Source organism: Streptomyces sp. NRRL F-6676 (assembly GCF_000725625.1).
GTDB lineage: Bacteria > Actinomycetota > Actinomycetes > Streptomycetales > Streptomycetaceae > Streptomyces.
Genome location: NZ_JOHS01000014.1, coordinates 152,427 through 174,743, shown reverse-complemented (window position 1 = coordinate 174,743; position 22,317 = coordinate 152,427). Strand labels below are relative to the sequence as shown.

Below are 22,317 nucleotides of genomic sequence, written 5' to 3'. Positions count from 1 at the left end.
GGGGGTTCACTCAGCCGGGGCGGAGGAGGTCGGTGCCGCTCGGTCCGCGACGCCGCGCAGGTGGGCGCGCATGGCCGCCTCGCACCGCTCCGGGTCCCCGGCCGCGAAGGCGTCCAGGATCGCCTGGTGTTCGGCGAGCGCGACGTCCGTGTCCGTCACCCGGGTTCCGTGAAATCGCCGGAAACGCTGCACATGTGCCCCGAGCGGATCGATGGCATCGCACAGAAATCGGTTTCCGCATTTCTTGGCGATGACGTCATGAAAAGCGGAGTCGGCCTGGAGATAAGCGCGGAAATCGTCATTGTCGCGCTGCGCCGCGGCCTGCGTCATACGTGTGTGCCATTCCTGGAGCAACCGCGTGGTGCCGGCGGCGTCCCGGTCGCAGGCGTGCCGGGCGTTGTACGGCTCGATGAGCAGGCGGGCGGCCATCAGCTGCGCGAACTCCTCGTCGGTGAGCATCGGCGCGACCGTGTAGCCCTTGAGCGGGATACGGTGCACGAGACCCGTGTGCTCCAGCTTCGCCAGGGCTTCGCGCAGCGGGGTGGCCGAGACGTTCCACTCGCGGGCGATGGTGTCGATGCGCAGCGCCGTCCCCGGGGCCAGACCCTCGTCGAGGATCAGCGACAGCAGGGCCTCGTAGGCCTCGTCCATCAGTGCGGTGCGTACCGGTCCGCCGCCCTTCCGCCTCCCGGCGCCGCCCATGTGGTGCCCTCCGTTCTGCCCGGCGCCGCTGCGCGCGCCTCTTCGTGGCGGATCCCAGGTTAGCGGCCCGGCCCGGGTGTCCCCCGTGCGGTCCGGACCGGGGCACCGCCCGCCCCCGGTCAGTCACGGGAGTGCGGGGACAGCAGCGTGACCAGGGACGAGTCGTCCTCGGCGGCCAGGCCCCGCGCCATCGCCAACTGGTAGAGCTGGTCGGCCGCCGCCGCCACCGGGGTGGCCACCCCGGCCTGCTTGGCCAGCTCCACCACCAGGTGCATGTCCTTGCGGATGATGTCCAGCCGTGAGCGCAGCTCGGGTCCGCCGGAGCCGTCGGCGGTGCGGCGGTACTGCTGCGCCATGCGCGGTCCGCGGTCGGCCAGCATGAAGGAGGCGGCGGCGCCCTGGCCGAGCACCTCCACGGCCGCGTCGACGTCGAGGCCCAGGGAGTGCGCGAGGGCGAGGGACTCGGCCGCGGCGGCGGTGTGGATGCCGCACAGCAGCTGGTTGACGGTCTTCATGATCTGCCCGTCGCCCACGTGGGCGCCCACCACGTGGACGGTGCCCGCGAGCCGGTCCAGCACCGGACGGGAGGCGGCCAGCGCGGCGTCGTCGGCCCCGACCATGATGAGCAGTTCGCCGGATCCGGCCCGGACGGCGCCGCCGCTGACCGGGGCGTCGACGAGCAGCACCCCCTGCTCGGCCAGGCGGGCGGCGGCGGACTTCACGGCGTCGACGCCGACGGTGCTGGTGACGACGACCACGCTGTCGCGCCGCAGCTTGGCGCCGGCCCCCGCGGAGCCGCTGCCGTCGCCGAACAGACAGGCCGTCAGCTGCGCCTGGTCGCGGACGGCGACCACGACGACGTCCGCGCCGTCGACGGCCTCGGCCGGGTCGGCGGCCGGAACGGCACCCGCGGCGGCGGCCAGGTCGCGCCGCGGTCCGGCGATGTCGAAGGCGCGCACGGGGAAGGCCCCGGCCAGATGGGTCGCCATGGGCAGCCCCATCGCGCCCAGTCCCAGAACGGCGGTGACGGGGGCGTCGGCAGGGACGGTGGTGGTGTGCGGCTGCGGCTCGGACACGGTGTGTTCCTTACGGTCGGTGCGGGTGGAGAGGGTGGGGGCGGCCGGGCGGGCGGCGGGCCCTGCGGCTCGGGGAGAGCCGGTGCGGGCGGCGGGCCCCTCGGCTCCGGGAGAGCCGGTGCGGGCGAGGCCCGCCCGGCCGCTCCCGGCCCCGGTCGTCTCGTCAGACCAGGACGGCATGCATGAGCAGGGCCATCCCCAGGCCGACGAGGGCGACGAGGGTGGACAGGACGGACCAGGTCTTGACGTTCTGGGCCACCGACATGCCGAAATACTCCTTCGACAGCCAGAAGCCGGCGTCGTTGACATGCGAGAAGAACAGGGAGCCGGCGCCCACGGCCAGGGCCAGCAGGCTCGCCTCGACCTGACCGGTACCGGCGGCCATGGGGGCGATGATGCCGGCGGCCGCGGTGGTGGCCACCGTCGCCGAACCGGTGGCGAGGCGGATGAGGACGGCCACCAGCCAGCCGAGGACCAGCAGCGGGATGTTCGCCTGGGCGGCGCCCTTGCCGATCGCGTCGGCGACTCCCGAGTCGACGATCAGCTGTTTGAAGCCGCCGCCGGCGCCGACGATGAGCAGGATGCCCGCCACCGGCGGCAGACCGGAGGAGACGATGGAGCGGACCTCGGCCCTGCTCTTGCCCAGCGCGTAGCCGAAGGTGGCCGTGGCGACGAGGACGACGAGGAACATCGCCACCAGCGGGTTGCCCAGGAAGTCCAGGAGCGTGTTGTACCAGGCGCTGCCGGGGAAGGCGATGTCCACGACCGACTTGGCGATCATCAGCACGACCGGGAGCGCGATCGTCAGCAGGGAGACGGCGAGCGACGGCGTCCGGCGGCCGTTCTCGCTCTCCTCGTTCACCACCAGCGACTCCACCAGCGCCGCCGGCGGCTCGGCGTGGACCCGCTTGGCGATGAAGTTGCCGTAGAGGGGTCCGGCGATGATCACCGACGGGATCGCCGCTATCAGGCCGAGCCCCAGGGTGATGCCGACGTCGGCGTGGAGGGCGTCCACCGCGACGAGCGGGCCGGGGTGCGGCGGCACGAAGGCGTGCAGCGCGCCGAGACCGGCGAGCGCGGGAACCGCGATGCGGACCAGCGGGGTGGCCGTGCGCTTGGACATCACGACGATGAGCGGCACCAGCAGGACGAGTCCGACCTCGAAGAACATCGGCAGTCCGATGACGACCGCGATCAGTGCCATGCGCCAGGGCAGCGAGCGGGCGCCCGCACGGGCGGTGAAGGCGTCGACGATGCTGTTCACCGCGCCGGAGTCGGCGAGGAGTTTGCCGAGGATGGCCCCGAGTGCGATGAGCGCGCCGGTGCCGCCGAGCGTGCTGCCCATGCCGTCACCGAAGGATCCGACCACCTTGTCGAGATCCAGGCCGGCGCCGATGCCGAGCACCAGCGAGCCGGCGATGAGCGCGACGAAGGGGTGGAAGTCGAGGACGCTGATCAGCGTGACGATCACGACGATGGCCACGCCGACCATGACGAGCAGCAGCGTGTCGTGTCCGCTCCAGTCCGCGGACTGCGCGGCGGCCATCACGGAGTGGGCGGCTGTGGTGGGTCTTGAGAACGACATCGTTGGCGATTCCTTGTCACCGGGCCCCATGGACGCCGGGGCGGACCCGGGCAGCCGGGCCGCCCGCCGGGAGCGGGCCGGACGGGATGAGGGCGTGCGGACGATCGCGTACGGGGAGGCCGTACGGGGCGGGCGGGGAAGGGTCGGGCGGGGCGGGAACGAAGGAGAGGGACCGGGCCGGGCGGTGGGGGGCGGGAGGAGCCCGGCCGAAGGAGGCGGGCGCCGGCCTCGGTCAGCAGGAGGCGTCGGTGTCGAGCGGGGTGGCACCGTCCGCCTCGGCACCGCGGTCGTAACGGTCCAGGGCGGCGACCTTCTCGCCCGACGGCGAGGCGGGGTCGAAGCGGTAGCCGAGCCACTCGTGGACCAGGCGACGGGCCAGTTCGAGGCCGATGACACGCTGGCCCATCGTCAGCACCTGGGCGTTGTTGCTCAGCACCGAGCGCTCCACGGAGAAGCTGTCGTGCGCGGTGACGGCCCGGACCCCGGGCACCTTGTTGGCGCTGATGGCCACGCCCAGGCCGGTGCCGCACACCAGGAGGGCCCGGTCGGCCTCCCCCGCCGCGATCAGCCGGGCGGCCGCCACACCGATGTGCGGGTAGGCGGTGTGCTCGTCCGCGCCGACACCGACGTCGGTGACGGTCGCGACCCGCGGGTCCTGCTCCAGGTCCGCCTTGAGCGTCTCCTTGTAGGCGAAGCCGGCGTCGTCGCAGCCGACGACGATACGCAGCCGCTCGGGGGCCGCAGAGGCATCGTCCGTCATGGTGGTCGTACTCCCTTTCTGTCCTGTGCGCGCTCCGTACTTCGTGCGGACGGCGGGCGCGGACGGTGTGCGTGAACGGTGTGCGTGAACGGTGGAGTGACGTTTCCTCAGGCCCCGGCGGCCGTCCGGGCGCACAGGGCCAGGGAGGTCGCGCCGGCGTCCGGGGTGCCGAGGCTGCGCTCGGCGAGCGGAGCCGCCCGGCCGGTGCGCGGACGCAGCGACGCCGTCTCCTCGGCGGCCCGGGTGGCGGCCTCGGCGGCACGGCCGGACGCCTTCGCCAGGGAGAGGCCCTCGGCCACCCCCGCGCCGAGCTGCTCGGCTAGTGGAACCAGGGCGTCGACGAGGGTCTTGTCGCCGGGCCGGGCACCGCCCAGCCGGGTCACCGCGTCCAGCGCCGCGCGCACCCCGGCGGCCACCCGCTCGCCGTCGACCGCGCCGGTGTCGCCGAGCGCGTCGGCCAGGGCCCGCAGCCCCGCCCCCCACAGCACCCCGGAGGTGCCGCCCGCCTCGTCGGCCCAGGCGTCCGCCGCGGCGGTCAGGGTCGTGCCGGCGCCCGCGCCGCGCTCCGCGACGCGGGCGGCCGCCCGGACGGCGGCGTCGATGCCCTTGCACATGCCCCGCCCGTGGTCGCCGTCCCCGGCGACCGCGTCGATGCGGCCGAGGTCGTCGGCGTTGTCGTGCAGGGCCTGCCGCACGGTACGCAGGACGTGCAGCACCCGCGCGGCCGCCCGGCGGGAGGCGTCGTCCGCGGCCGGCAGCACGGCGTCGGCACCGGCACCGTCGGCGGGTGCGAGCGTGGGCGGCGCCCCGGCGGGCCGGGCGGGGTTGCGCTTGTAGCCGGGGGTGTCGCACGGGGCGCACCACCAGCGCTCCAGATCCTCGTCCAGCCAGGTCAGGGTGAGCGAGACGGCCGCCATGTCGAGGCTGGTCACCAGCTCGCCCACCTCGGGGCGTACGACGGTCAGGCCGGCCGCGCGCAGCTCCGCCTCGACCTGGCCCCACAGCAGGAACAGTTCCTCGTACTTGGTGGCGCCGAGGCCGTTGAGGATGGCGGCGACCCGGTCGCCCGAGTCCGCGGGGCGCTCCTCCAGCAGCCGGGTGACGAGGGTGCGGGCCAGCGTGGCGGCGTCGGTGCGCGGGCGGTCCTCGATGCCCGGCTCGCCGTGGATGCCCAGGCCGACCGCCATCATGCCGTCCGGGACGGTGAACAGGGGCCGGTCGGCGCCCGGGAGCGTACAGCCGGAGAGGGCGACGCCGAAGGAGAAGGTGCGGTCGTTGGCGCGCCGGGCGGCCTCCTCCACACCGTCCAGGTCCAGCCCCTCCTCGGCGGCCGCGCCGGCCACCTTGAAGACGGTGAAGTCGCCCGCTATGCCCCGGCGTTCGGTACGCCGCTCGGCCGGGGCGCTGGCGATGTCGTCGGTGACGACGACGGTGCGCACGTCGAGCCCGGCGTGGCGCAGCCGTTCCTGTGCCATGCCGAAGTTGAGCCGGTCGCCGGCGTAGTTGCCGAAGCTGAACAGGACGCCGCCGCCGCTGTCCGCGGCCCGCGCCACCCGCTCGGCCTGCCGGGCCGAGGGCGAGGTGAACACGTTGCCCACCACCGCGCCCGCGGCCAGCCCCGGACCGACCAGCCCGTGGAACGCCGGGTAGTGGCCGCAGCCTCCCCCCACCACGACGGCCACCCGTCCCCCGGCCTGCGGCCGGCTGCGCACGACGCCTCCGTCGACCGGGGTGACGTGGTCGGGGTGGGCGGCGACGAAGCCGCGCAACGCGTCCTCGCCGAACTGCTCAGGGTCTCCGAACAGTTGAGTCATCGAGAGGGTCTCCACTTCGTCGTGGGTGTCCGCCTGCGGGCGGAACCGGGCGTGAGGGGGCCGGGACCGGGCGCCGGCCCGCACCGCGCTCGCGGTCAGGACGTGCCGGGGCGGGGCCGCTCGGGCGGGAGGCACGGCGACGAGCAGGGGCACGGCCGCGCCGGAACCGGCCGCGCCGAACGCGTCGCCCTGTCGGTCAGACGGCCGCGGCCGCGATGACGCGGCGCAGATAGTCCCGGTTGGTGGCCGAGACGCTCAGGCCGTCACCGCCGTAGTGCTCCACGCAGAACGCGCCGGTGTAGCCGTTCTCCAGCGCGAACCGCACGGCCTTGCGGTAGTTCATGAAGCCCGACTCCAGTGGCGCGGGCGCGGTCAGGACCGTGCCGGAGGCCGGGTCCTCGCTGCGGTAGTAGTTCTTGACGTGCCAGTAGTTGGCGTGCGGCAGGGTCTTCTCGACCATCGACTCCCACGACTCGACGGGCCGCTGCATGCGCAGCAGATTGCCCAGGTCGGGGTTGAGGCCGACGTTGTCGCGGGCGATGTCGGTGAGCAGGGCGACGGCGGAGTCGGCGGTGCCGAGGTAGGTGTCCTCGTACATCTCCAGCGTCAGGGCGACGTTCACCCCGGCGGCGTGGTCGGCCAGTTCGCGCAGCCGGGTCACCGCCTTCTGCCAGGTGTCGCGGTCGCCCTCCGGGTCCTTGGGCCCGGGCACGGTCCAGAACCACAGCACCCGCCGCTGCTCGGGGGTGAGCGGCCGATGCAGGCCGAAGGAGACCACCGGTACGCCGAGTTCGGCCGCCGCGTCGATGGTGCGGTGCGAGTAGGCGAGGTTGTCGTCGCCGTCGACCGGGTCGATGACGCTGCACCTGATCGCCGAGATCGCCGGCGCGACGAGCCCCGCCGCGGCCAGTGCGCCCTTCAGCTCCGCCAGCCGGGCGCGGTCCAGGTCACCGGGTCGCACCCAGCTGTCGGTCAGATCCACCTCGGAGAAACCGGCGCCGGCCACCTCGCGCAGGGTCCGGGCCCATTCCTCGGTGGTCTGGTCGTGTGTGGTGCGCCCGTCGGGGAGGTGATGGGGGAACTGGAGCAGGGCCGCGGCGATCGGCCAGGTGTCCGCGCTGTACAAGGTGCATCCGCCTTTCCTATTTCCTATAGGATGCAGGCGTTGGATGTACCAGTCAACGGTCTGTGCGGGACCAGTTGGGACATCAGTTCGGGAACCAGCGCCGGGACATGGTCGGTGAGCGCCACGCCGCGGGCCGTGCGGGGCGCGGGAGCACGTCTGCGCCCCGCCGGGGCGCGGCCCGGCGGGGCGTATAGGACGGGGCGTGCAGGACGGGGCCGGCGGTCGGGCGCGCGCGGGCGCTGCTCCGCCCGTGCCCCCGTGGTTCTCCTGCCCTCGATCAGGCCGACGGAGCCAGGAGGGCTTCCGCCGCGGCGATGCCGCAGACCCTTGCCGCACCGTGTGTCGCGATGTGGAGCGTGGCGCGGGGGGCGGCCTGGGGGACGCCCATCTCGACCACCGCCGTGTCCGGGCGGGCGGCCAGCAGCGTCCGTACCGCCTCCCCCATCCACGGATACCGGTGCTCGTCGCGGACCACTGCGACCACGCGCCGTCCACCCGCCGCCGCCAGCGCGTCCGCTCCCGCCGTCTCCCCCGCGAACGTCCCCGTCTCCGTGCCCGGCAGCAGCCGGGCCAGCTCCGCCGCCACACCCCACGGCGTCTCGTCGCCCACCGCGATGTTGGCGACGGGCGTGAACGCGGCGACGTACGGGGCCTCGGTCAGCGGGGCGAAGTCCGGTGACCGGGTGACGGTGAGCGCGCGGCGGGCGGCGACCAGGCCGATGTCCGCGCCGGAGTCCTCCGCGGCGGGAGCCGCCGCCCCCGCCGTCCACCCCGCCAGCTCCCGCACCCTCCGGGCCGCGTCCGCCAGCCGGGACTCGGCGAGCGCGCCGGTGCGCACCGCGTCCACCAGGGCGTCCCGCAGCCGCCGTACCGTCTCGTCGTCGGCGAGCCCCCCGCCCACGCAGATGGCGTCCGCGCCGGCCGCGATCGCGAGGGCGCTGCCCCGTTCGATGCCGTACGTCGCGGCGATCGCCCGCATCTCCATGCCGTCGGTGACGATCAGGCCCTCGTAGCCGAGTTCCTTGCGCAGCAGGTCGGTCAGGATGCCGCCGGACAGGGTCGCCGGGCGCTGCGCGTCCAGGGCCGGGACCAGGATGTGGGCGCTCATCACGGCCTTCGTGCCCGCGCCGATCGCGGCCCGGAACGGGGCGAGTTCGCGCTCCCGCAGGACCGTCGGGTCCGCGTCGATGCGCGGCAGCGCGAGGTGGGAGTCGACCGCGGTGTCGCCGTGCCCGGGGAAGTGCTTGGTGCAGGCGGCGACCCCGGCGGACTGCAACCCGGTGACGTACGCGGCGGTGTGCCGGGCCACCAGCTCCGGGTCGGCGCCGAAGGAGCGGACGCCGATGACAGGGTTGGCGGGGTTGGAGTTGACGTCCGCGGAGGGCGCCCAGTTGAGGTTGACGCCGCAGGCGGCCAGCCGGCGGCCGAGTTCGCGCGCCACCTCGGTCGTCAGTTCGACGTCGTCGACGGCGCCGAGGGCGTGGTTGCCGGGGAAGGAGGAACCGGTGCGGACCTCCAGGCGGGTCACGTCACCGCCCTCCTCGTCGATCGCGACAAGGACGTCGTCGCGCTCGGCGCGCAGCTGGGCGGTGAGGGCGGCCAGCTGTGCGGGCGAGGCGATGTTGCGGCCGAAGAGGCCGACCGAGGCGAGCCCCTCGCCGAGCCGGCGCAGCAGCCAGTCGGGGGCGGTCGTCCCGGTGAACCCGGGTTGCAGGACCGTGAGGGCGTCGCGCGTGAGAGTGTCGGTGCCGCTGGCGAAAGTCGTCATCGGGTGGCGTTATCCCTTCACGGCGCCCGCGGTGAGACCCGCGGCCATCTTGCGCTGGACGAGGAGGAAGAGCACGACGATCGGTATGGCCATCATGGTGGCTCCGGCCATCATGGGGGCGTATTCCGTGCCGTGCTTGGTGGTGAAGTTGGCGAGCCAGACGGTCGCGGTCTGCTTCTGCTGGCTCATCAGCATCAGGGCGTAGAGGTACTCGTTCCACGCCTGGATGAAGCCGTAGACGGAGGTGGCGACCAGCCCGGGCGCGAGCAGCGGGAAGACCACGCGGACGAACGCGCCGGTGCGGGAGCAGCCGTCGACCATGGCCGCCTCCTCCAGTTCGCGCGGGATGTTGACGATGAAGCCGCGCAGGGTCCAGACCGTGAACGGGAGGATGAAGGTCAGATACGTGAGGATCAGACCGGACAGCTTGTCGTACTGGTCAAGGTCGTTGAGGAGCAGGAAGACCGGGATGATCATGGCGACCAGCGGGATCATCTGCACCGCCAGGATCGCGACGATGACCACCTTGCGGCCGCGGAAGGCGAACCGGGAGATGGCGAGCGCGGCCAGCATGCCGACGGCGATGCCGATGAGCACCACGGTCAGGGAGACGATCAGGCTGCGGCCGACCGGTCCCCAGAAGTCGGCGATGTCCAGCGCGCGGCGGAAGTTGGACAGGGTCAGCCCGGTCGGCAGCAGGCTGGGGTCGGGGTCGATGGCGTCCTTGGCGGGCTTCACCGCCGTGTTGAGCATCCAGTAGACCGGGAAGCCGACGATCACGAAGACCAGCAGCCCGAGGACGTTCCAGCCGGCCTTGGCGCGCCGCGCGCGCCGGGGCGCGGCGGGCCGTCCGGCGGCTTTGGGCCCGGTGGCTCCCGGACCGGCGGTGGTCTTCGAGGGCAGGGCGGTCGCACTCATTCGACCTCTCCGATCTTCAGCATCTGGCGCATGTAGACGGCGACGACGCCGAGCAGCAGCACCACGGTGACCAGGGCGATCGCGGAGCCCTGGCCGTAGTCGTTGACCACGAACGCCTTGTCGTAGGAGTACGTGGTGAGGACCTGGAACTCGGCCTCCGGGTGGCCGTTGCGCATGACGAACACCTGGGGGAAGACGCCCATGTCCCAGATGACGGAGAGGGTCGTCAGCATCACGATGATCGGCTTGAGGATCGGCAGCGTGACGTAACGGAAGACGCCCCACGCGCCGGCGCCGTCCAGGCGGGCCGCCTCCTCCATCTCCTTGGGCACCTGGGTGAGTCCGGCGCCGAGGGTGATGACGACGAACGGCACCGCGCCCCACACCACGAGCAGCATGATCACGGCGAGGCCCTGCGGTCCGCTGGCGAACCAGTTGTGGCCGACCAGGTCGACGCCGGGGAGCCTGCTCAGCAGTGCGTTGAAGACGCCGTAGTCGGAGTCGAACAGCCACTTGAAGACGGTGGTGGCCACGATGACGGGCATGCCCCAGCTGGCCACGAGGGCGATGTTGACCAGCGTCTTCACCCAGCCGGAGACCCGCTGGAGCAGCAGGGCGATCAGCATGCCGACGACCATCGTGAAGATCACGCTGCCGCCGGCGAAGACGATGGTGCGGACGACGACCGCCCAGAACTCGCTGTCGCCGAGCACGGTGGCGAAGTTGTCGAAGCCGACGGACTCGGCCGGCTGGAAGCCCCACAGCTGCGACTGGCCGAACTTCTGGAAGGAGAGCGTGACCAGACGGACCAGCGGATAGCCGAGGACGACGACGAGGACCAGCAGACAGGGCGCGAGCAGTCCCCAGGGCACGGCGGCCCCGGCCGCCGCACGCGGCTTGCGGGGACGGCCCGGGACGTCCGGTGGTGGTGGCGCCTGCCGCGGGGGCGGCACCTTGGCAGGGGTGGTGGTGTTGGCGGCACTCATCGCGCGCTCCTCAGCGGTCCCTCAGGTCGTACGGGGTCGTGCGGGGTACGGCCCCGACGGGGCCGGGCGGTCCTGCGGGGGCGGTACGGCCGCACGGGGTCCTGCGGTGGCGGTACGGCCGCACAGGGTCCTCCAGCGGCCCACGGCCCGGGCGAAGCCCTCGCGAGGCTCCGGCCGGAGCCGGGCGGGCCGCTCCCGGCGGCCCCGGTCGGCAGCGCGGGCGGCGCCCCCCCTCGCCAGCACTGGTGCCGGTCCGCCGTCCGCCCCGCGGGGGCGCCCCCGCGGCCGTACGGACCCCCGTGCCGTACGGCCGCCCGGGGTGCCCGGCGCTCGGCGGTCGCCCCTCGCCGCCCGCCCGGCGCGCGGGGCCTGCCGCGCACGCCGGGCGGGGCCCCGTCGCCGTCGACGGGGCCCTGCCGGGTCACTTCGTGTTGATGACCTTGTCGATCGCGGTGTCCGCCTCCTTGGCGGCGGCCTCGACGGACTTCTTGCCGGTGCCGATGTTCTGGAGCATCGTCTGAAGCACCTGCGCCTTCTCGACCTGACCCCAGCCGGGCGCCATCGGCACGAACCAGTTGGACTCGGCCGCGGTGGCCGGGACCGCGGTGGCCGGGTCGTCCTTCAGGGTCGCGAGGTCGGTCTTGTTGTTGGGCAGGTTGCCCTTGGCGATCAGACCCTTCTGGCCGTCCTTGCCGGTGAACGCGTTGATCCACTCGGCGGCGACGCCCTGCGCCTTGGACTTCACCGGGATCGCGAGGTCCGAACCGCCCAGGAAGACGGGCATGTTCTTGCCGGACGGACCCGGCATCACGAAGTTCTCGAGGTTGTCCTTGAGCTTGCCGGTCTTGTCGTTCTTCGGGTCGGCCGAGGTCGCGCCCTCCCACGCCGCTCCGAAGATCATCGCCGACTTGCCCTGGCCGTAGACGATGTAACGGTCGGACTCGTCCTTCGTCTTGTCGCCGTGCATGTACGTGTCGACGACGTTCTTGAACTCGCCCAGGCCCTTGAGGGACTCGGGCGAGGAGAGGTTGGCCTTCCAGGTGCCGCCGTCCTCCTTGGCGATGGAGCCGCCCGCGTCGTAGACGAAGGACATGGCCGCGTACCAGTCACGGGTGGGCTGGTACCAGGCGCTGAACTTCGAGCCCTCCTTCTTCTGGATCTTGTCGAGGGCGGCGGTCAGCTCCTTGTACGTCTTCGGGGGCGTCTTGACACCGACCGAAGCCGCCACGTCCTTGCGCCAGTTGGCGACACGGCCGCCGGCGTAGTACGGCACGCCGTAGGTCTTGCCCTCGTAGGTGACGGAGGCCTTCAGACCGTCCAGCCAGGCGTCGGAGTTGTCGAACTTCGCCGCGTCGACGGGGGCGAAGGCGCCCTTGACCATGTAGCCGAGCATCTCGGTGTTGCCCATCTCGACCACGTCCGGCGCCTTGTCGGTGGCGAGGACGGCGTCGAGCTTGGTGTTCTTGTCGGGCCAGCCGTAGTACTCGTGCTTGATCTTGATGCCGGGGTGCTTCTTCTGCACCGCCTTGTCGGCGGCCTTGACCAGCGCCGGCCAGTTGTTCTGCGCGTCCACCGTGAGCCAGACGGTCAGCTCCTTGGCGTCCGCGCCCTTGGCCGAGTCCCCGTCGTCACTGCCCCCGCACGCCGCGATGGAGACCATCATGCCCGCGATACCGATCGCGGCTGTCAGCTTGCGCTTCACGCCACCCTCCTCAGGGATGCCACGAACCCCCCTGTCCCCCTCGGCGTGCCGCGACGAAGTGCTGCGCGGCGACGTGCCGCGTACGTGCGTTGCCCGTGGGGCCGGGACCTGGTCCAGTGGTGTAGACCAGTAGGGGGAGCTTGGCCCGGACCAATAGGAGTGTCAAGGGCGTCGGAGCCCGCGCGAGGCGTCCGTTATGGGACCTACATATGCAAGAACCTTTACGTAGGAAGGATGCGAAAAGGCCAGGTCGGCAGCGGTTCCGGCGGGTGTACCACTGGGTGGACCACAGGGCGGCCCACAGGGCGGACGGTGGACTAGACCACCGTGGGCGGCTGACGGTATACAGAGGAGGTCCCCGGCACGCGTGCGCGGGATCCCCTCACGGAACGTGTGGAGTCACCCACACGAAGCCGTGCCACGATGTGAGCCGTGACCGGCGGGAATCGTCGGCCCCCGCGGCACCGAGCCGGGAAGGCGGAGCATGAGCACCGACGTCAGCAGTGCGGAGAGCGAGGGCGGAGCACCCGTCCGTACGGCGCGCGTGCCGAAGTACTACCGCCTGAAGAAGCACCTGCTGGACATGACCCGCACGCTGCCGCCCGGCACCCCCGTCCCGCCCGAGCGCACACTGGCCTCGGAGTTCGACACCTCGCGCACCACCGTGCGCCAGGCCCTTCAGGAGCTCGTCGTCGAGGGACGGCTCGAGCGCATCCAGGGCAAGGGCACGTTCGTGGCCAAGCCGAAGGTGTCACAGGCGCTGCAACTGACCTCGTACACCGAGGACATGCGCGCACAGGGCCTGGAGCCCACCTCCCAGCTCCTGGACATCGGCTACATCACCGCCGACGACCGGCTCGCGGAGCTGCTCGACATCACCGCCGGCGGCCGGGTGCTGCGCATCGAACGGCTGCGCATGGCCAACGCCGAGCCGATGGCCATAGAGACGACCCATCTGTCGGCCAAGCGCTTCCCGGCGCTGCGCCGCTCGCTGGTGAAGTACACCTCGCTCTACACCGCGCTGGCCGAGGTCTACGGCATCCACCTCGCGGAGGCCGAGGAGACGATCGAGACGTCGCTGGCCACGCCGCGCGAGGCCGGGCTGCTCGGCACGGACGTGGGGCTGCCGATGCTGATGCTCTCCCGGCACTCCCTGGACAAGGAGGGCCGGCCGGTGGAGTGGGTGCGATCGGTGTACCGGGGCGACCGGTACAAGTTCGTGGCCCGGCTCAAGCGACCGCTGGACTGAGCGGGCCGACGGGGGGGCGTCACCTACCGTCACCACCTGTCCCCCTTTCGTTGCCTTCCCCAACCGTTATGCGGACAAGGGTTCCGTTCCCTGGACGCGGTGACCTAGATTTTCCCTCCGCATTGCCCGGTTGACCAGCGAGGGGACGGAGCCGCACATGTCAGATGCCCCAGGAGTCGGCAGAGGGGTGGTGACGCCCTTGCGGGTCGCCATCGGCCTCTGCCTCGTCGCGCCGTTCGTGGCGATGCTGTGGGTCGGTTCATACGCCAAGACCGACCCGACGTTCATCGGCATCCCGTTCTTCTACTGGTACCAGATGCTGTGGGTGCTCCTCTCGACCGTGCTGACGGTGACCGCCTACAAGCTGTGGCAGTTCGACCAGCGCGGGCGGGCCTCCCGTGACGCGGCCGCGGCCTCGTCGGCCTCCTCGAAGGGAGGTGCGGCGGAATGAAGGACGGCGTGAACGGCGTCGCGCTCGGCGTCTTCATCTTCTTCTTCGTACTGGTCACCGCGGTGGGCTTCCTCGCGGCCCGCTGGCGCAAGGCCGAGAACGAGCACAGCCTGGACGAATGGGGCCTGGGCGGACGGTCGTTCGGCACCTGGATCACCTGGTTCCTGCTGGGCGGCGACCTCTACACCGCGTACACCTTCGTGGCCGTCCCGGCCGCGATCTACGCGGCGGGCGCCTCCGGGTTCTTCGCCGTGCCGTACACGATCCTGGTGTACCCGCTGGTCTTCACCTTCCTGCCGCGTCTGTGGTCGGTCAGCCACCGGCACGGGTACGTCACCACCTCCGACTTCGTGCGCGGGCGGTTCGGCTCCAAGGGACTCTCGCTCGCGGTGGCCGTGACCGGCATCCTGGCGACGATGCCGTACATCGCGCTCCAGCTCGTCGGCATCCAGGCGGTGCTGGACGTGATGGGCGTGGGCGGCGGCGAGAACACCAACTGGTTCGTGAAGGACCTGCCGCTGCTGATCGCCTTCGGCGTCCTGGCCGCGTACACGTACTCCTCCGGACTGCGGGCCCCCGCGCTGATCGCGTTCGTCAAGGACGCGCTCATCTACATCGTCATCGCGGTCGCGATCATCTACATCCCGATCAAGCTCGGCGGCTTCGACGACATCTTCGCCTCGGCGGGCGAGAAGTTCGCGAAGGCGGGGGCGGGCGGGGTGATCCCGGCCGCGGGCGGACAGTGGACGTACGCCACGCTCGCGCTCGGCTCGGCGCTGGCGCTGTTCATGTACCCGCACTCGATCACGGCGACGCTGTCCTCGCGCAGCCGTGAGGTGATCCGGCGCAACACCACGATCCTGCCGCTGTACTCGCTGATGCTGGGTCTGCTGGCGCTGCTGGGCTTCATGGCGATCGCGGACGGGATCAGCGTGAAGAACGGCCAGCTGGCCATCCCGCAGCTGTTCGAGAACATGTTCCCCGACTGGTTCGCGGGTGTGGCCTTCGCGGCCATCGGGATCGGCGCGCTGGTGCCGGCGGCGATCATGTCGATCGCGGCGGCGAACCTCTTCACCCGCAACATCTACAAGGACTTCATCAAGCCGGACGCGACGCCGAAGCAGGAGGCCCAGGTCTCCAAGTTCGTCTCGCTGCTGGTCAAGGTGGGCGCGCTGATCTTCGTCCTGACGATGGACAAGACGGTGGCGATCAACTTCCAGCTGCTCGGCGGCATCTGGATCCTCCAGACGTTCCCCGCGCTGGTGGGCGGCCTGTTCACCCGCTGGTTCCACCGGTGGGCGCTGCTGGCCGGCTGGGCGGTCGGCATGGTGTACGGCACGGTGGCCGCGTACGGGGTGGCCTCGCCGACGCAGGCGCACTTCGGCGGGTCCTCGGACGAGATCCCCGGCATCGGGGAGATCGGCTACATCGGTCTGACCGCGTTCGTGCTGAACGTGGTGGTGACGGTGGTGCTGACGTTCGTCCTGCGGGCGGTGAAGGCGCCGGAGGGCGTCGACGAGACGACGGCGGACGACTACACGGTGGACGTCGGCGACGCGGGCGTCGAGCCGGAGCTGCCGCCGGCGACGGCGGGGACGTCGCACTAGGCCCCGTCGCGATACGCGAGAGGCGATACGCGATACGTGCGCGGAAGGCCGCGGCCGCTCCTCGGGAGCGGTCGCGGCCTTCGTGCGTGGGCCGCCTTCCGGCCTTCGTGGGCCCCGGCGCCGCCCTGCTGCGGACCCTCACCGCGCTGGCCGCCGACCTCCCCGACGCCGCCCCGGCCGGGTCGCCGCCGCGGCCCTGCGCGGCCGCTCCGCCCACGCCGACGAGGCCGAACTGCACGGCCTGGCCACCGGCACCAACTGGGTGTTCCGGGACGAGACCATGCACATATGGAGCTCCAGGGCGTTCAGGAGTTGACCAACTTCTTCGAGCGGCGGGCGTCGGCGTACCAGGTCGCGGTGGAGGGCTCGGTCGGCTTCGACGAGGACTTCTGACCGTTCTCCCGCTCGGCCTCCTGCCGTTCCCGCGCCGCCCTGAGCTGCCGGTCCACACGCCAGTCGTGGACGACGCCGATCAGGGCGGGCAGGGTGACGAGGGCCAGGAGGCCGAGGACGGCCACCATTCCGATGAGTGCTTGTGCGTGCGTCGTGTCCATGTCCTCCACCTTCGCGCCGCGGCCTCCTCCGCGTCAGTGGCAGGACTGCCGCACACCCTCGATTTCCTGCCATCGCCGGGGCACACTGGTCCGCATGCTGCGCAACGTCGCCGCCGTCATGCTGGACGGCGTCCACCCCTTCGAACTGGCCGTCGTCTGCGAGGTCTTCGGCATCGACCGGAGCGACGAGGGGCTGCCCGTGTACGACTTCGCGGTGGTCTCCGCCGAGGGCCCGCGGCTCGGCACCCATGTACCGGGGCTGACGTTCTCGACGCCGTACGGCCTGGAGCGGCTGGCGGAGGCCGATCTGATCGCCGTGCCCGCCGGGAACGGCTTCGAGACCCGTGCCTATCCGCCCGAGCTGCTCCGGGCGCTGCGCGACGCCACCGAACGGGGCGCCCGGGTGCTCAGCGTCTGCTCCGGCGTCTTCGTGCTGGGCGCGGCCGGGCTGCTCGACGGGCGGCGCTGTTCGGCGCACTGGCGGCACGCGGACACGCTCGCCCGGCGGTATCCGCGGGCGCGGGTCGAGCCGGACGTGCTGTACGTGGACGAGGACCCGGTGATCACCTCGGCCGGCACGGCGGCCGGGATCGACGCCTGTCTGCATCTGGTGCGCAAGGAGCAGGGTCCGGAGGTGGCGAACCGGATCGCCCGGCGGATGGTGGTGCCGCCGCACCGGGACGGCGGGCAGGCCCAGTTCATCGAGCGCCCGCTGCCCCGCACCCCGTGCGACACCGTGGGCGAGGTGCTGGTGTGGATGGAGCGGCATCTGGACGAGGAGGTCACCGTCGAACAGCTCGCCGCCCGCGCCCACATGTCGCCGCGCACCTTCGCCCGTCGCTTCCAGCAGGAGACGGGCACGACGCCGTACCGCTGGATCCTGCGCCAGCGGGTGCTGCTGGCGCAGCGGCTGCTGGAGGGCACGGACGAGACGACGGACGCGATCGCGGGCCGCACCGGGTTCGGCAACGCGGCCGCGCTGCGGCACCAGTTCGTACGCGCGCTGGGGACGACCCCGCAGGCGTACCGGCGGACGTTCCGGGGTCCGGGGCCGGGCCCGGGACCAGGGCTGGAACCGGTGGCCGGGGCCGAGGACCCGGGGACGGCGGCCTGAAGCGGGCGGGGGCGTGCGCGCCGGGTGTTGACCCGTCCCGCACGCCCCCGCCGGGCGCCTCACCTCCGTACGCGCCCCGGGCTCACCTCCTCACGGGCCTCAGCAGCAGCCGGTGCGGGCGCAGGGTGATGCCCACCCGGGTCGCGTCGTTCGACCCGGCCACCTGCTCCAGGTGCCAGGTGCGCGCCACCGTGGCCGTGATCAGCGTCAGTTGTGCCATGGAGAAGTGGTCGCTGGGGCATTTGCGGTTGCCCGTGCTGAATGGGCTCATGGCGTGCTTGGGAACGCTTCCGGCGCGTTCCGGAAGCCACCGGTCGGGGTCGAACTCCAGGTTCCGGTCGTAGGACTTCGGATCGCGCTGGATCGCGTACGGGCTGTAGACGATGTCGGCCCCTGCCGGAATGCGACAGCCACCGAGTTCGGTGTCGGTCACCGCCCGGCGGGTGAGAATCCATACGGCGGGGCGCAGCCGCATCGCCTCGACGACGACATTGTTCGTGTGCGTGAGGCTGCGTACGTCCGCGAATGCGACGGGCCTGCCGCCGGTGACGGATTCGACTTCCGCGCAGACCTTTTCGGCCTGTTCCGGGTGGGCCGCGAGAACCTGGAGCAGCCACATGATCGTGGAGGCCACGGTTTCGCTGCCGGGGGTGAGTATCGCGACGACCTGGTCGTGGATCTCCTGTTCCCCGATGGGCTCGCCATTCCCGTCCTTCGCCGCCAGCAATGCGGTCAGCAAATCGTCCGGCTTTTGACCGGATGCCCGGCGTTCGGCGACGATCTCGTCGACCAGGAGGTGCAGATCGGCCAGTGCCCGGTCGAATGCGCGGTTGGCCGGGAGGGGCAGCCGGTACAGCGGTCCGGCGGGTATCACCATGCGCCGGTACATGCCGCGGAAGACGGTGGCCAAGGCGACGCACAGCCGTTCGGCGCGCTCGTCCATGTACTCGCCGCGCAGCAGACAGCGGGCGGCGATGCGCACGGCGATGCGGAAGGACTCGGAGGTGCAGTCGACGGTCTCGCCGGGGCGCCAGCGCGTCGTGAGGGCGTGCGCCTCCTCCTCCATGATCGGCCCGTACTCGGGGATCACGTCGAGCCGGAAGGCGGGCTGGATGGTGCGCCGCTGGCGCCGGTGGGTCGGCCCGTTGGCGGTGGCGACGCCCTCCTTGCCGAGCAGGCCCTCCAGGGACTCCCAGAGCGGGCCGCCGATCTTGTAGTCGTGACTGAGGGCGACGGCGCCGGTGAGCGCGGGGGTGGTGACGGCGTACACGGTCTTCGGGCCGAGTTTGAGCCGTACGACGTCGCCGTCGGCGCGCAGCCGGGAGAGGAAACCGAGGGGGTCGCGGACCAGTTTCCAGCCGTGGCCGAGGAGCGGGACGGCGCCGCCCGCGAGCGGCGGGTCGGGCAGCGGGGCGGCGGTGCGGGGCTCGGGTGTGGCCGGCTGGATGCTCGATTCGAGGGTCATTTCTCACCTTCCGCTTCGTTCGTGACGTACGGGGGTGTGGCGCGGTCCTCCCAGCTGTCGACGCGGTACCGGCCGGATTCGTGGTGGAACCAGTAGACGGTGCTGAACCAGTTCCGCATATTGGTGACGCAGGACTTCACGGCGATGCTGAGTTCTTTTCCGGGGACGGTGCCGTCGTCGAGCGTGTCGGCGAAGTGCAGCGCCTCCCGTTCGGCGACCAGAAATTCGTCGATGCAGTCCGTGATCCGCCGCCGGAGTTCTCCGACGGCTTCGGGGAGTGTCATTTTCCGGTGCCGTACGAGGCTGATGCCGAGATTGTGCACCTCGTTCCCGGCGATTTCCTTCGGGAGGGAACACAGATCGTTGTACCAGGCGGCGAATTCCTGACTGAGCAGTGCCGCCCGCCGGTATGCGGGGTGTTTCCGTACGGCGTCCGGTAATTCCCGGCCCGCGCTCGGCTCCAGGAGGTCGGTCCAGATCCAGTGGGCGAAGGTGAGCCGGCGCAGTTCGAGGTATTCCTCGACCGTGGGGACCCGGCCCCGGAGGCGGTTGCGGAACTCCCGGTCGTAGGCCTCGATCACGGCGTGGAAGTGCCGGGCGAAGCGGGCGTTCCAGTTCCGCCCGCAGAACGCGTACAGCCGGAGCACGCTGTCCGCGAACGCCGCGACCAGCGGGTCCTCGTGGTGCAGATGGGACGTGGGTGAGTCCAGTGCCGTGTGCAGCCGGATCCGCAGCCGGCGCCAGGCGGCGGGCCTGCGGTGGACCACGTCGCGGTCGTGGCGGTCGTCCCAGACGAAGAACCAGGCGCTGTAGTCCCCTATCGCCTGGAGGACGTCGTCGGGGGCGCCGAGGTAGTAGCCGGCCATCAGATCCGTGTAGCACAGACCATCGGCATATTCGCGCACCTTCTCCGCCGGCATGAGCCGCCTTTCCCGCAACCAGGAACGGGTGTTCTCCTGGAGCCGGGGCCAATACGGGTGCAGTTGCCGGGGAAACGCGGCCTCGATCACCGGCAGCGCGAGCGCCGGTGGAACCGTGACCGCGGTGGTGGTGAGTGAAGTGCTGTGTGGGAAAGCTGGCACGAACAAACCCCTCTCAGCAGCCGGATGGCGTCGCACCGCTCCCCCCGTGCCCGGGCGCGCGCCCTTGCGTATCCCCGCGCTTTCCATTCAGCTACACAACTGACCATTTTGGGAATGGATTTGCCGCGTTCATTTCACGAGTGGCATGTGAACAGACAGACGAACAACGCCCGGCCGGGGAGGGATCTCCCGGCCGGGCGTCAGGGACTCCGCATGAACTCCCCATGAGCTCTGCGGCATTCAGCCAATTACGGTTTCTTTTGGCCTTCGTTCGAGCTGATTCCGATCACAATCGGTCGTATTCGGTCCGCTTCGGTCGTGTACGGGTCAGTCGTTCGCCACGATCGGGTAGCGCGGCTCGTTCTCGGCCATCTGCCGCAGCGCGTCCTTGCGGTCGCGCTTGGACAGCCGGTCGATGTACAGATAGCCGTACAGGTGGTCCGTCTCGTGCTGGAGGCAGCGCGCGAAGTAGCCCGTACCGCGCACCCGGATCGGATTGCCCTTCTCGTCCTGCCCGGTCACCTCGGCGTAGTCGGGGCGGGCCAGCGAGACATAGGCGGTCGGCACGGAGAGGCAGCCCTCGTTGTTGTCGTCCAGCCGGCGCCGCTCCGCGGGGAGTTCGACGAGCTTGGGGTTGCAGACCACGCCCACGTGCCGCACGCCCTCGTCGTCCGGGCAGTCGTACACGAACACCTTCAGGTCGACGCCGACCTGGTTGGCGGCCAGGCCCACGCCCTCGGCGGTGCGCTGGCTGGCGAACATGTCGTCGACCAGCTTCGCCAGCTCGTCGTCGAACTCCGTGACGTCCCTGCACTCCTTGTGCAGCACCGGGTTGCCGACGACGGTGATCGGCCGGGAGGTGCCGCGCTCGCGGTAGGCGGCCTCACGCTCCTCACAGTCCTCCGTGTCGATGACGTACCCCTCGTCGTCGACGGGGAGCACGCCCGCCTGCTGCTGATCGGTGTCCTGCTGGGCCATGGCCGACGTACGCCTTCCTGCACTGTGTCTTCTCGGGGACTGTGTCCACTCGGAGGAACCGCGGGGGAACCGCCGAGTTGTCCCGCATAGCCTACGGGGAGCGGCCGCCCGGCCTGCGGGGAGCGGCCGCCCGGCCTGCCGGGAGCGCTCGACGGACCGCTGCCGCTCGCCGGACGGCGCCGGCGGGCCGCTCGGGGAGCGCGTTCAGCAGACCTCTTCGAGATCCCGCCAGCCGCGCGAGTCCGGGGAGTCCGCGACCCAGCCGTCGAGCAGTCCGCGCACCAGCGCGGCGGGCGCCGCGAGTCCGCACTCGCGTTCGGGCACCCAGAGCTGGCCGTCCGTACGGTGGCCGAGCGGCCCGGGATGGCCGGGCTCGCTGTGGTCGTGCGGATCGAGGTGCTCGCCGTCGCCCTCGTCGGAGGGCATCCGGGACTCCGAGCACAGCCGGCACAGCAGCCGCACCGACGACGACCAGTCCTCGGCCGCGTACCCGGCGTCGGCCGCGAGCCGCTCCAGGGCGTCGCGGTCCGCCTCGGTGTCCGCCTCCAGGAGCACCACCCACGTCGGCACCGGCGAGGGCGCCCACAGCTCGATCTCGTCGAAGACGGGAAAGGCGTGCCCGGCGGCGGTCGTCCGCTCCCCGTGGGGCACCCCGTCGTGCAGCACGACCTCGCCCCAGCGGCGCCCGGAGGACGGCAGCGGGATGGAGAGCACCTCCATCCGCGCGGGGTCGAGCCGACGCCCCCACACCACCTCGGCCTCGCCCTCGGGCGACAGCCGTACGGCCGCGCTGCCCAGATCCATCCCGGCCGGCTCACCGGCGACGCTCGCACCGCCGGGTACGTGCAGCCCGTAGGCCTGCCAGGCGCGGCGGGCCAGCGGCCAGTCCTGGAGAGCGGTGGCCGCGATGCCCACGTTCCACCAGTCGGGAGCGCCCGCCTCGCGGTCCAGCAGCGCCACGGCCCGCAGCCCGGCCGCTCTCGCCTGCTCCCAGTCGTGCCGGAACTTGTGCAGCAGGGCCAGGTTGAACCACGACTCCGACAGCCAGGGTTCCAGGTCCGCGGCGCGGGTCAGCAGCGCGCCCGCGTCCTCGTAACGACCGTCCCCGATCAGCGTGAACGCGCGGTCGGTGGCCTGCCGCCAGGAGGCGGAGGGCCGGTGCCGTCCCTTGCCGAAGATCCTCACGATTCCCGCCTGCCAGTCCTTGCGCTTCCCGCCTGTCGCTTCCCTGACGTCCGCGTGGCCACGGTGCCGCCGTCCTGCGCGGTCCCGTACGGCCCCGCACATGGCCCTGCTCGCATCCAACCACGTACCGCCGGACGGGCGCTCATTACCCATGGGTTACCCATCGACGGGCACGGTAAGGCCCGTGATGGAGGG

The 22,317-nt window shown here is 71.7% G+C and carries 18 protein-coding genes and 1 pseudogene; 5 read left to right on the top strand and 14 right to left on the bottom strand.

Going from position 1 to position 22,317, the window contains the following annotated elements; translation table 11 throughout:
• Positions 1–6: 6 nt before the first annotated feature.
• The 10 genes from IO29_RS12090 to IO29_RS12045 all read right to left on the bottom strand — a co-directional run bounded on the left by IO29_RS12090 (position 7) and on the right by IO29_RS12045 (position 12,437).
• A complete protein-coding gene (locus IO29_RS12090) occupies positions 7–651 on the bottom strand; it encodes a GntR family transcriptional regulator (RefSeq protein ID WP_158709317.1) in 645 nt (214 codons plus the stop codon).
• Between the two features lie 170 nt (positions 652–821).
• Positions 822–1,778 carry an NAD(P)-dependent oxidoreductase gene (locus IO29_RS12085; protein WP_030379383.1) on the bottom strand — a complete coding sequence of 319 codons (957 nt, stop codon included), beginning with the start codon at positions 1,776–1,778 and terminating at the stop codon, positions 822–824.
• A gap of 163 nt (positions 1,779–1,941) precedes the next feature.
• Positions 1,942–3,324, bottom strand: coding sequence for a GntT/GntP/DsdX family permease (locus IO29_RS12080; RefSeq protein WP_030379382.1), 1,383 nt, complete (start codon positions 3,322–3,324; stop codon positions 1,942–1,944).
• Positions 3,325–3,595: 271 nt separating this feature from the next.
• Positions 3,596–4,123: a ribose-5-phosphate isomerase gene (locus tag IO29_RS12075; protein WP_030379381.1), complete on the bottom strand. Its 528-nt coding sequence runs from the start codon at positions 4,121–4,123 to the stop codon at positions 3,596–3,598.
• Between the two features lie 107 nt (positions 4,124–4,230).
• Positions 4,231–5,937 carry a dihydroxyacetone kinase family protein gene (locus IO29_RS12070; protein WP_030379380.1) on the bottom strand — a complete coding sequence of 569 codons (1,707 nt, stop codon included), beginning with the start codon at positions 5,935–5,937 and terminating at the stop codon, positions 4,231–4,233.
• A gap of 196 nt (positions 5,938–6,133) precedes the next feature.
• A complete protein-coding gene (locus IO29_RS12065; protein ID WP_234307490.1) occupies positions 6,134–7,063 on the bottom strand; it encodes a sugar phosphate isomerase/epimerase family protein in 930 nt (309 codons plus the stop codon).
• Positions 7,064–7,340: 277 nt separating this feature from the next.
• Entirely contained in the window at positions 7,341–8,831 is a 1,491-nt protein-coding gene (locus tag IO29_RS12060; protein WP_030379378.1) for a glycoside hydrolase family 3 protein, read from the bottom strand.
• A 9-nt stretch (positions 8,832–8,840) separates the two neighbouring features.
• Positions 8,841–9,749: a carbohydrate ABC transporter permease gene (locus tag IO29_RS12055; RefSeq protein WP_030379377.1), complete on the bottom strand. Its 909-nt coding sequence runs from the start codon at positions 9,747–9,749 to the stop codon at positions 8,841–8,843.
• Complete coding sequence (locus IO29_RS12050) at positions 9,746–10,735, bottom strand: carbohydrate ABC transporter permease (protein WP_030379376.1); 990 nt, start codon at positions 10,733–10,735, stop codon at positions 9,746–9,748. The genes IO29_RS12055 and IO29_RS12050 overlap by 4 nt, the downstream gene beginning before the upstream one ends.
• Before the next feature lie 421 nt (positions 10,736–11,156).
• Entirely contained in the window at positions 11,157–12,437 is a 1,281-nt protein-coding gene (locus IO29_RS12045; RefSeq protein ID WP_030379375.1) for an extracellular solute-binding protein, read from the bottom strand.
• 484 nt (positions 12,438–12,921) lie between these two features.
• Here IO29_RS12045 and IO29_RS12040 point away from each other — a divergent pair, with 484 nt between their 5' ends.
• From IO29_RS12040 to IO29_RS12020, 5 genes and pseudogenes are all read left to right on the top strand, one after another.
• On the top strand, positions 12,922–13,686 hold the full coding sequence (locus IO29_RS12040) for a GntR family transcriptional regulator (RefSeq protein WP_030379374.1): 765 nt from the start codon (positions 12,922–12,924) through the stop codon (positions 13,684–13,686).
• Between the two features lie 157 nt (positions 13,687–13,843).
• Positions 13,844–14,137 carry a DUF3311 domain-containing protein gene (locus IO29_RS12035; protein WP_030379373.1) on the top strand — a complete coding sequence of 98 codons (294 nt, stop codon included), beginning with the start codon at positions 13,844–13,846 and terminating at the stop codon, positions 14,135–14,137.
• A complete protein-coding gene (gene mctP / locus IO29_RS12030; protein ID WP_030379372.1) occupies positions 14,134–15,744 on the top strand; it encodes a monocarboxylate uptake permease MctP in 1,611 nt (536 codons plus the stop codon). Before IO29_RS12035 ends, mctP begins: the two co-directional genes overlap by 4 nt.
• A gap of 288 nt (positions 15,745–16,032) precedes the next feature.
• Positions 16,033–16,137, top strand: a pseudogene (locus IO29_RS40205) (ribonucleoside-diphosphate reductase); the annotation flags it as partial.
• A gap of 255 nt (positions 16,138–16,392) precedes the next feature.
• Positions 16,393–17,412 carry a helix-turn-helix domain-containing protein gene (locus tag IO29_RS12020; protein ID WP_030379370.1) on the top strand — a complete coding sequence of 340 codons (1,020 nt, stop codon included), beginning with the start codon at positions 16,393–16,395 and terminating at the stop codon, positions 17,410–17,412.
• An 82-nt stretch (positions 17,413–17,494) separates the two neighbouring features.
• On the opposite strand, the gene IO29_RS12015 is transcribed toward IO29_RS12020, so the two are convergent.
• The 4 genes from IO29_RS12015 to IO29_RS12000 form a co-directional block, all read right to left on the bottom strand.
• Positions 17,495–18,877, bottom strand: a complete 1,383-nt coding sequence (locus tag IO29_RS12015; protein ID WP_030379369.1) for a bifunctional albaflavenone monooxygenase/terpene synthase — start codon at positions 18,875–18,877, stop codon at positions 17,495–17,497.
• Positions 18,874–19,959 (bottom strand): epi-isozizaene synthase, encoded by a 1,086-nt coding sequence (gene cyc1, locus IO29_RS12010; RefSeq protein ID WP_030379368.1) that lies wholly within the window; start codon positions 19,957–19,959, stop codon positions 18,874–18,876. The genes IO29_RS12015 and cyc1 overlap by 4 nt, the downstream gene beginning before the upstream one ends.
• 327 nt (positions 19,960–20,286) lie before the next feature.
• Positions 20,287–20,937: a peptide deformylase gene (gene def, locus IO29_RS12005; RefSeq protein WP_030379367.1), complete on the bottom strand. Its 651-nt coding sequence runs from the start codon at positions 20,935–20,937 to the stop codon at positions 20,287–20,289.
• Between the two features lie 204 nt (positions 20,938–21,141).
• Positions 21,142–22,122 carry a tetratricopeptide repeat protein gene (locus tag IO29_RS12000; protein WP_030379366.1) on the bottom strand — a complete coding sequence of 327 codons (981 nt, stop codon included), beginning with the start codon at positions 22,120–22,122 and terminating at the stop codon, positions 21,142–21,144.
• Positions 22,123–22,317: the final 195 nt, after the last annotated feature.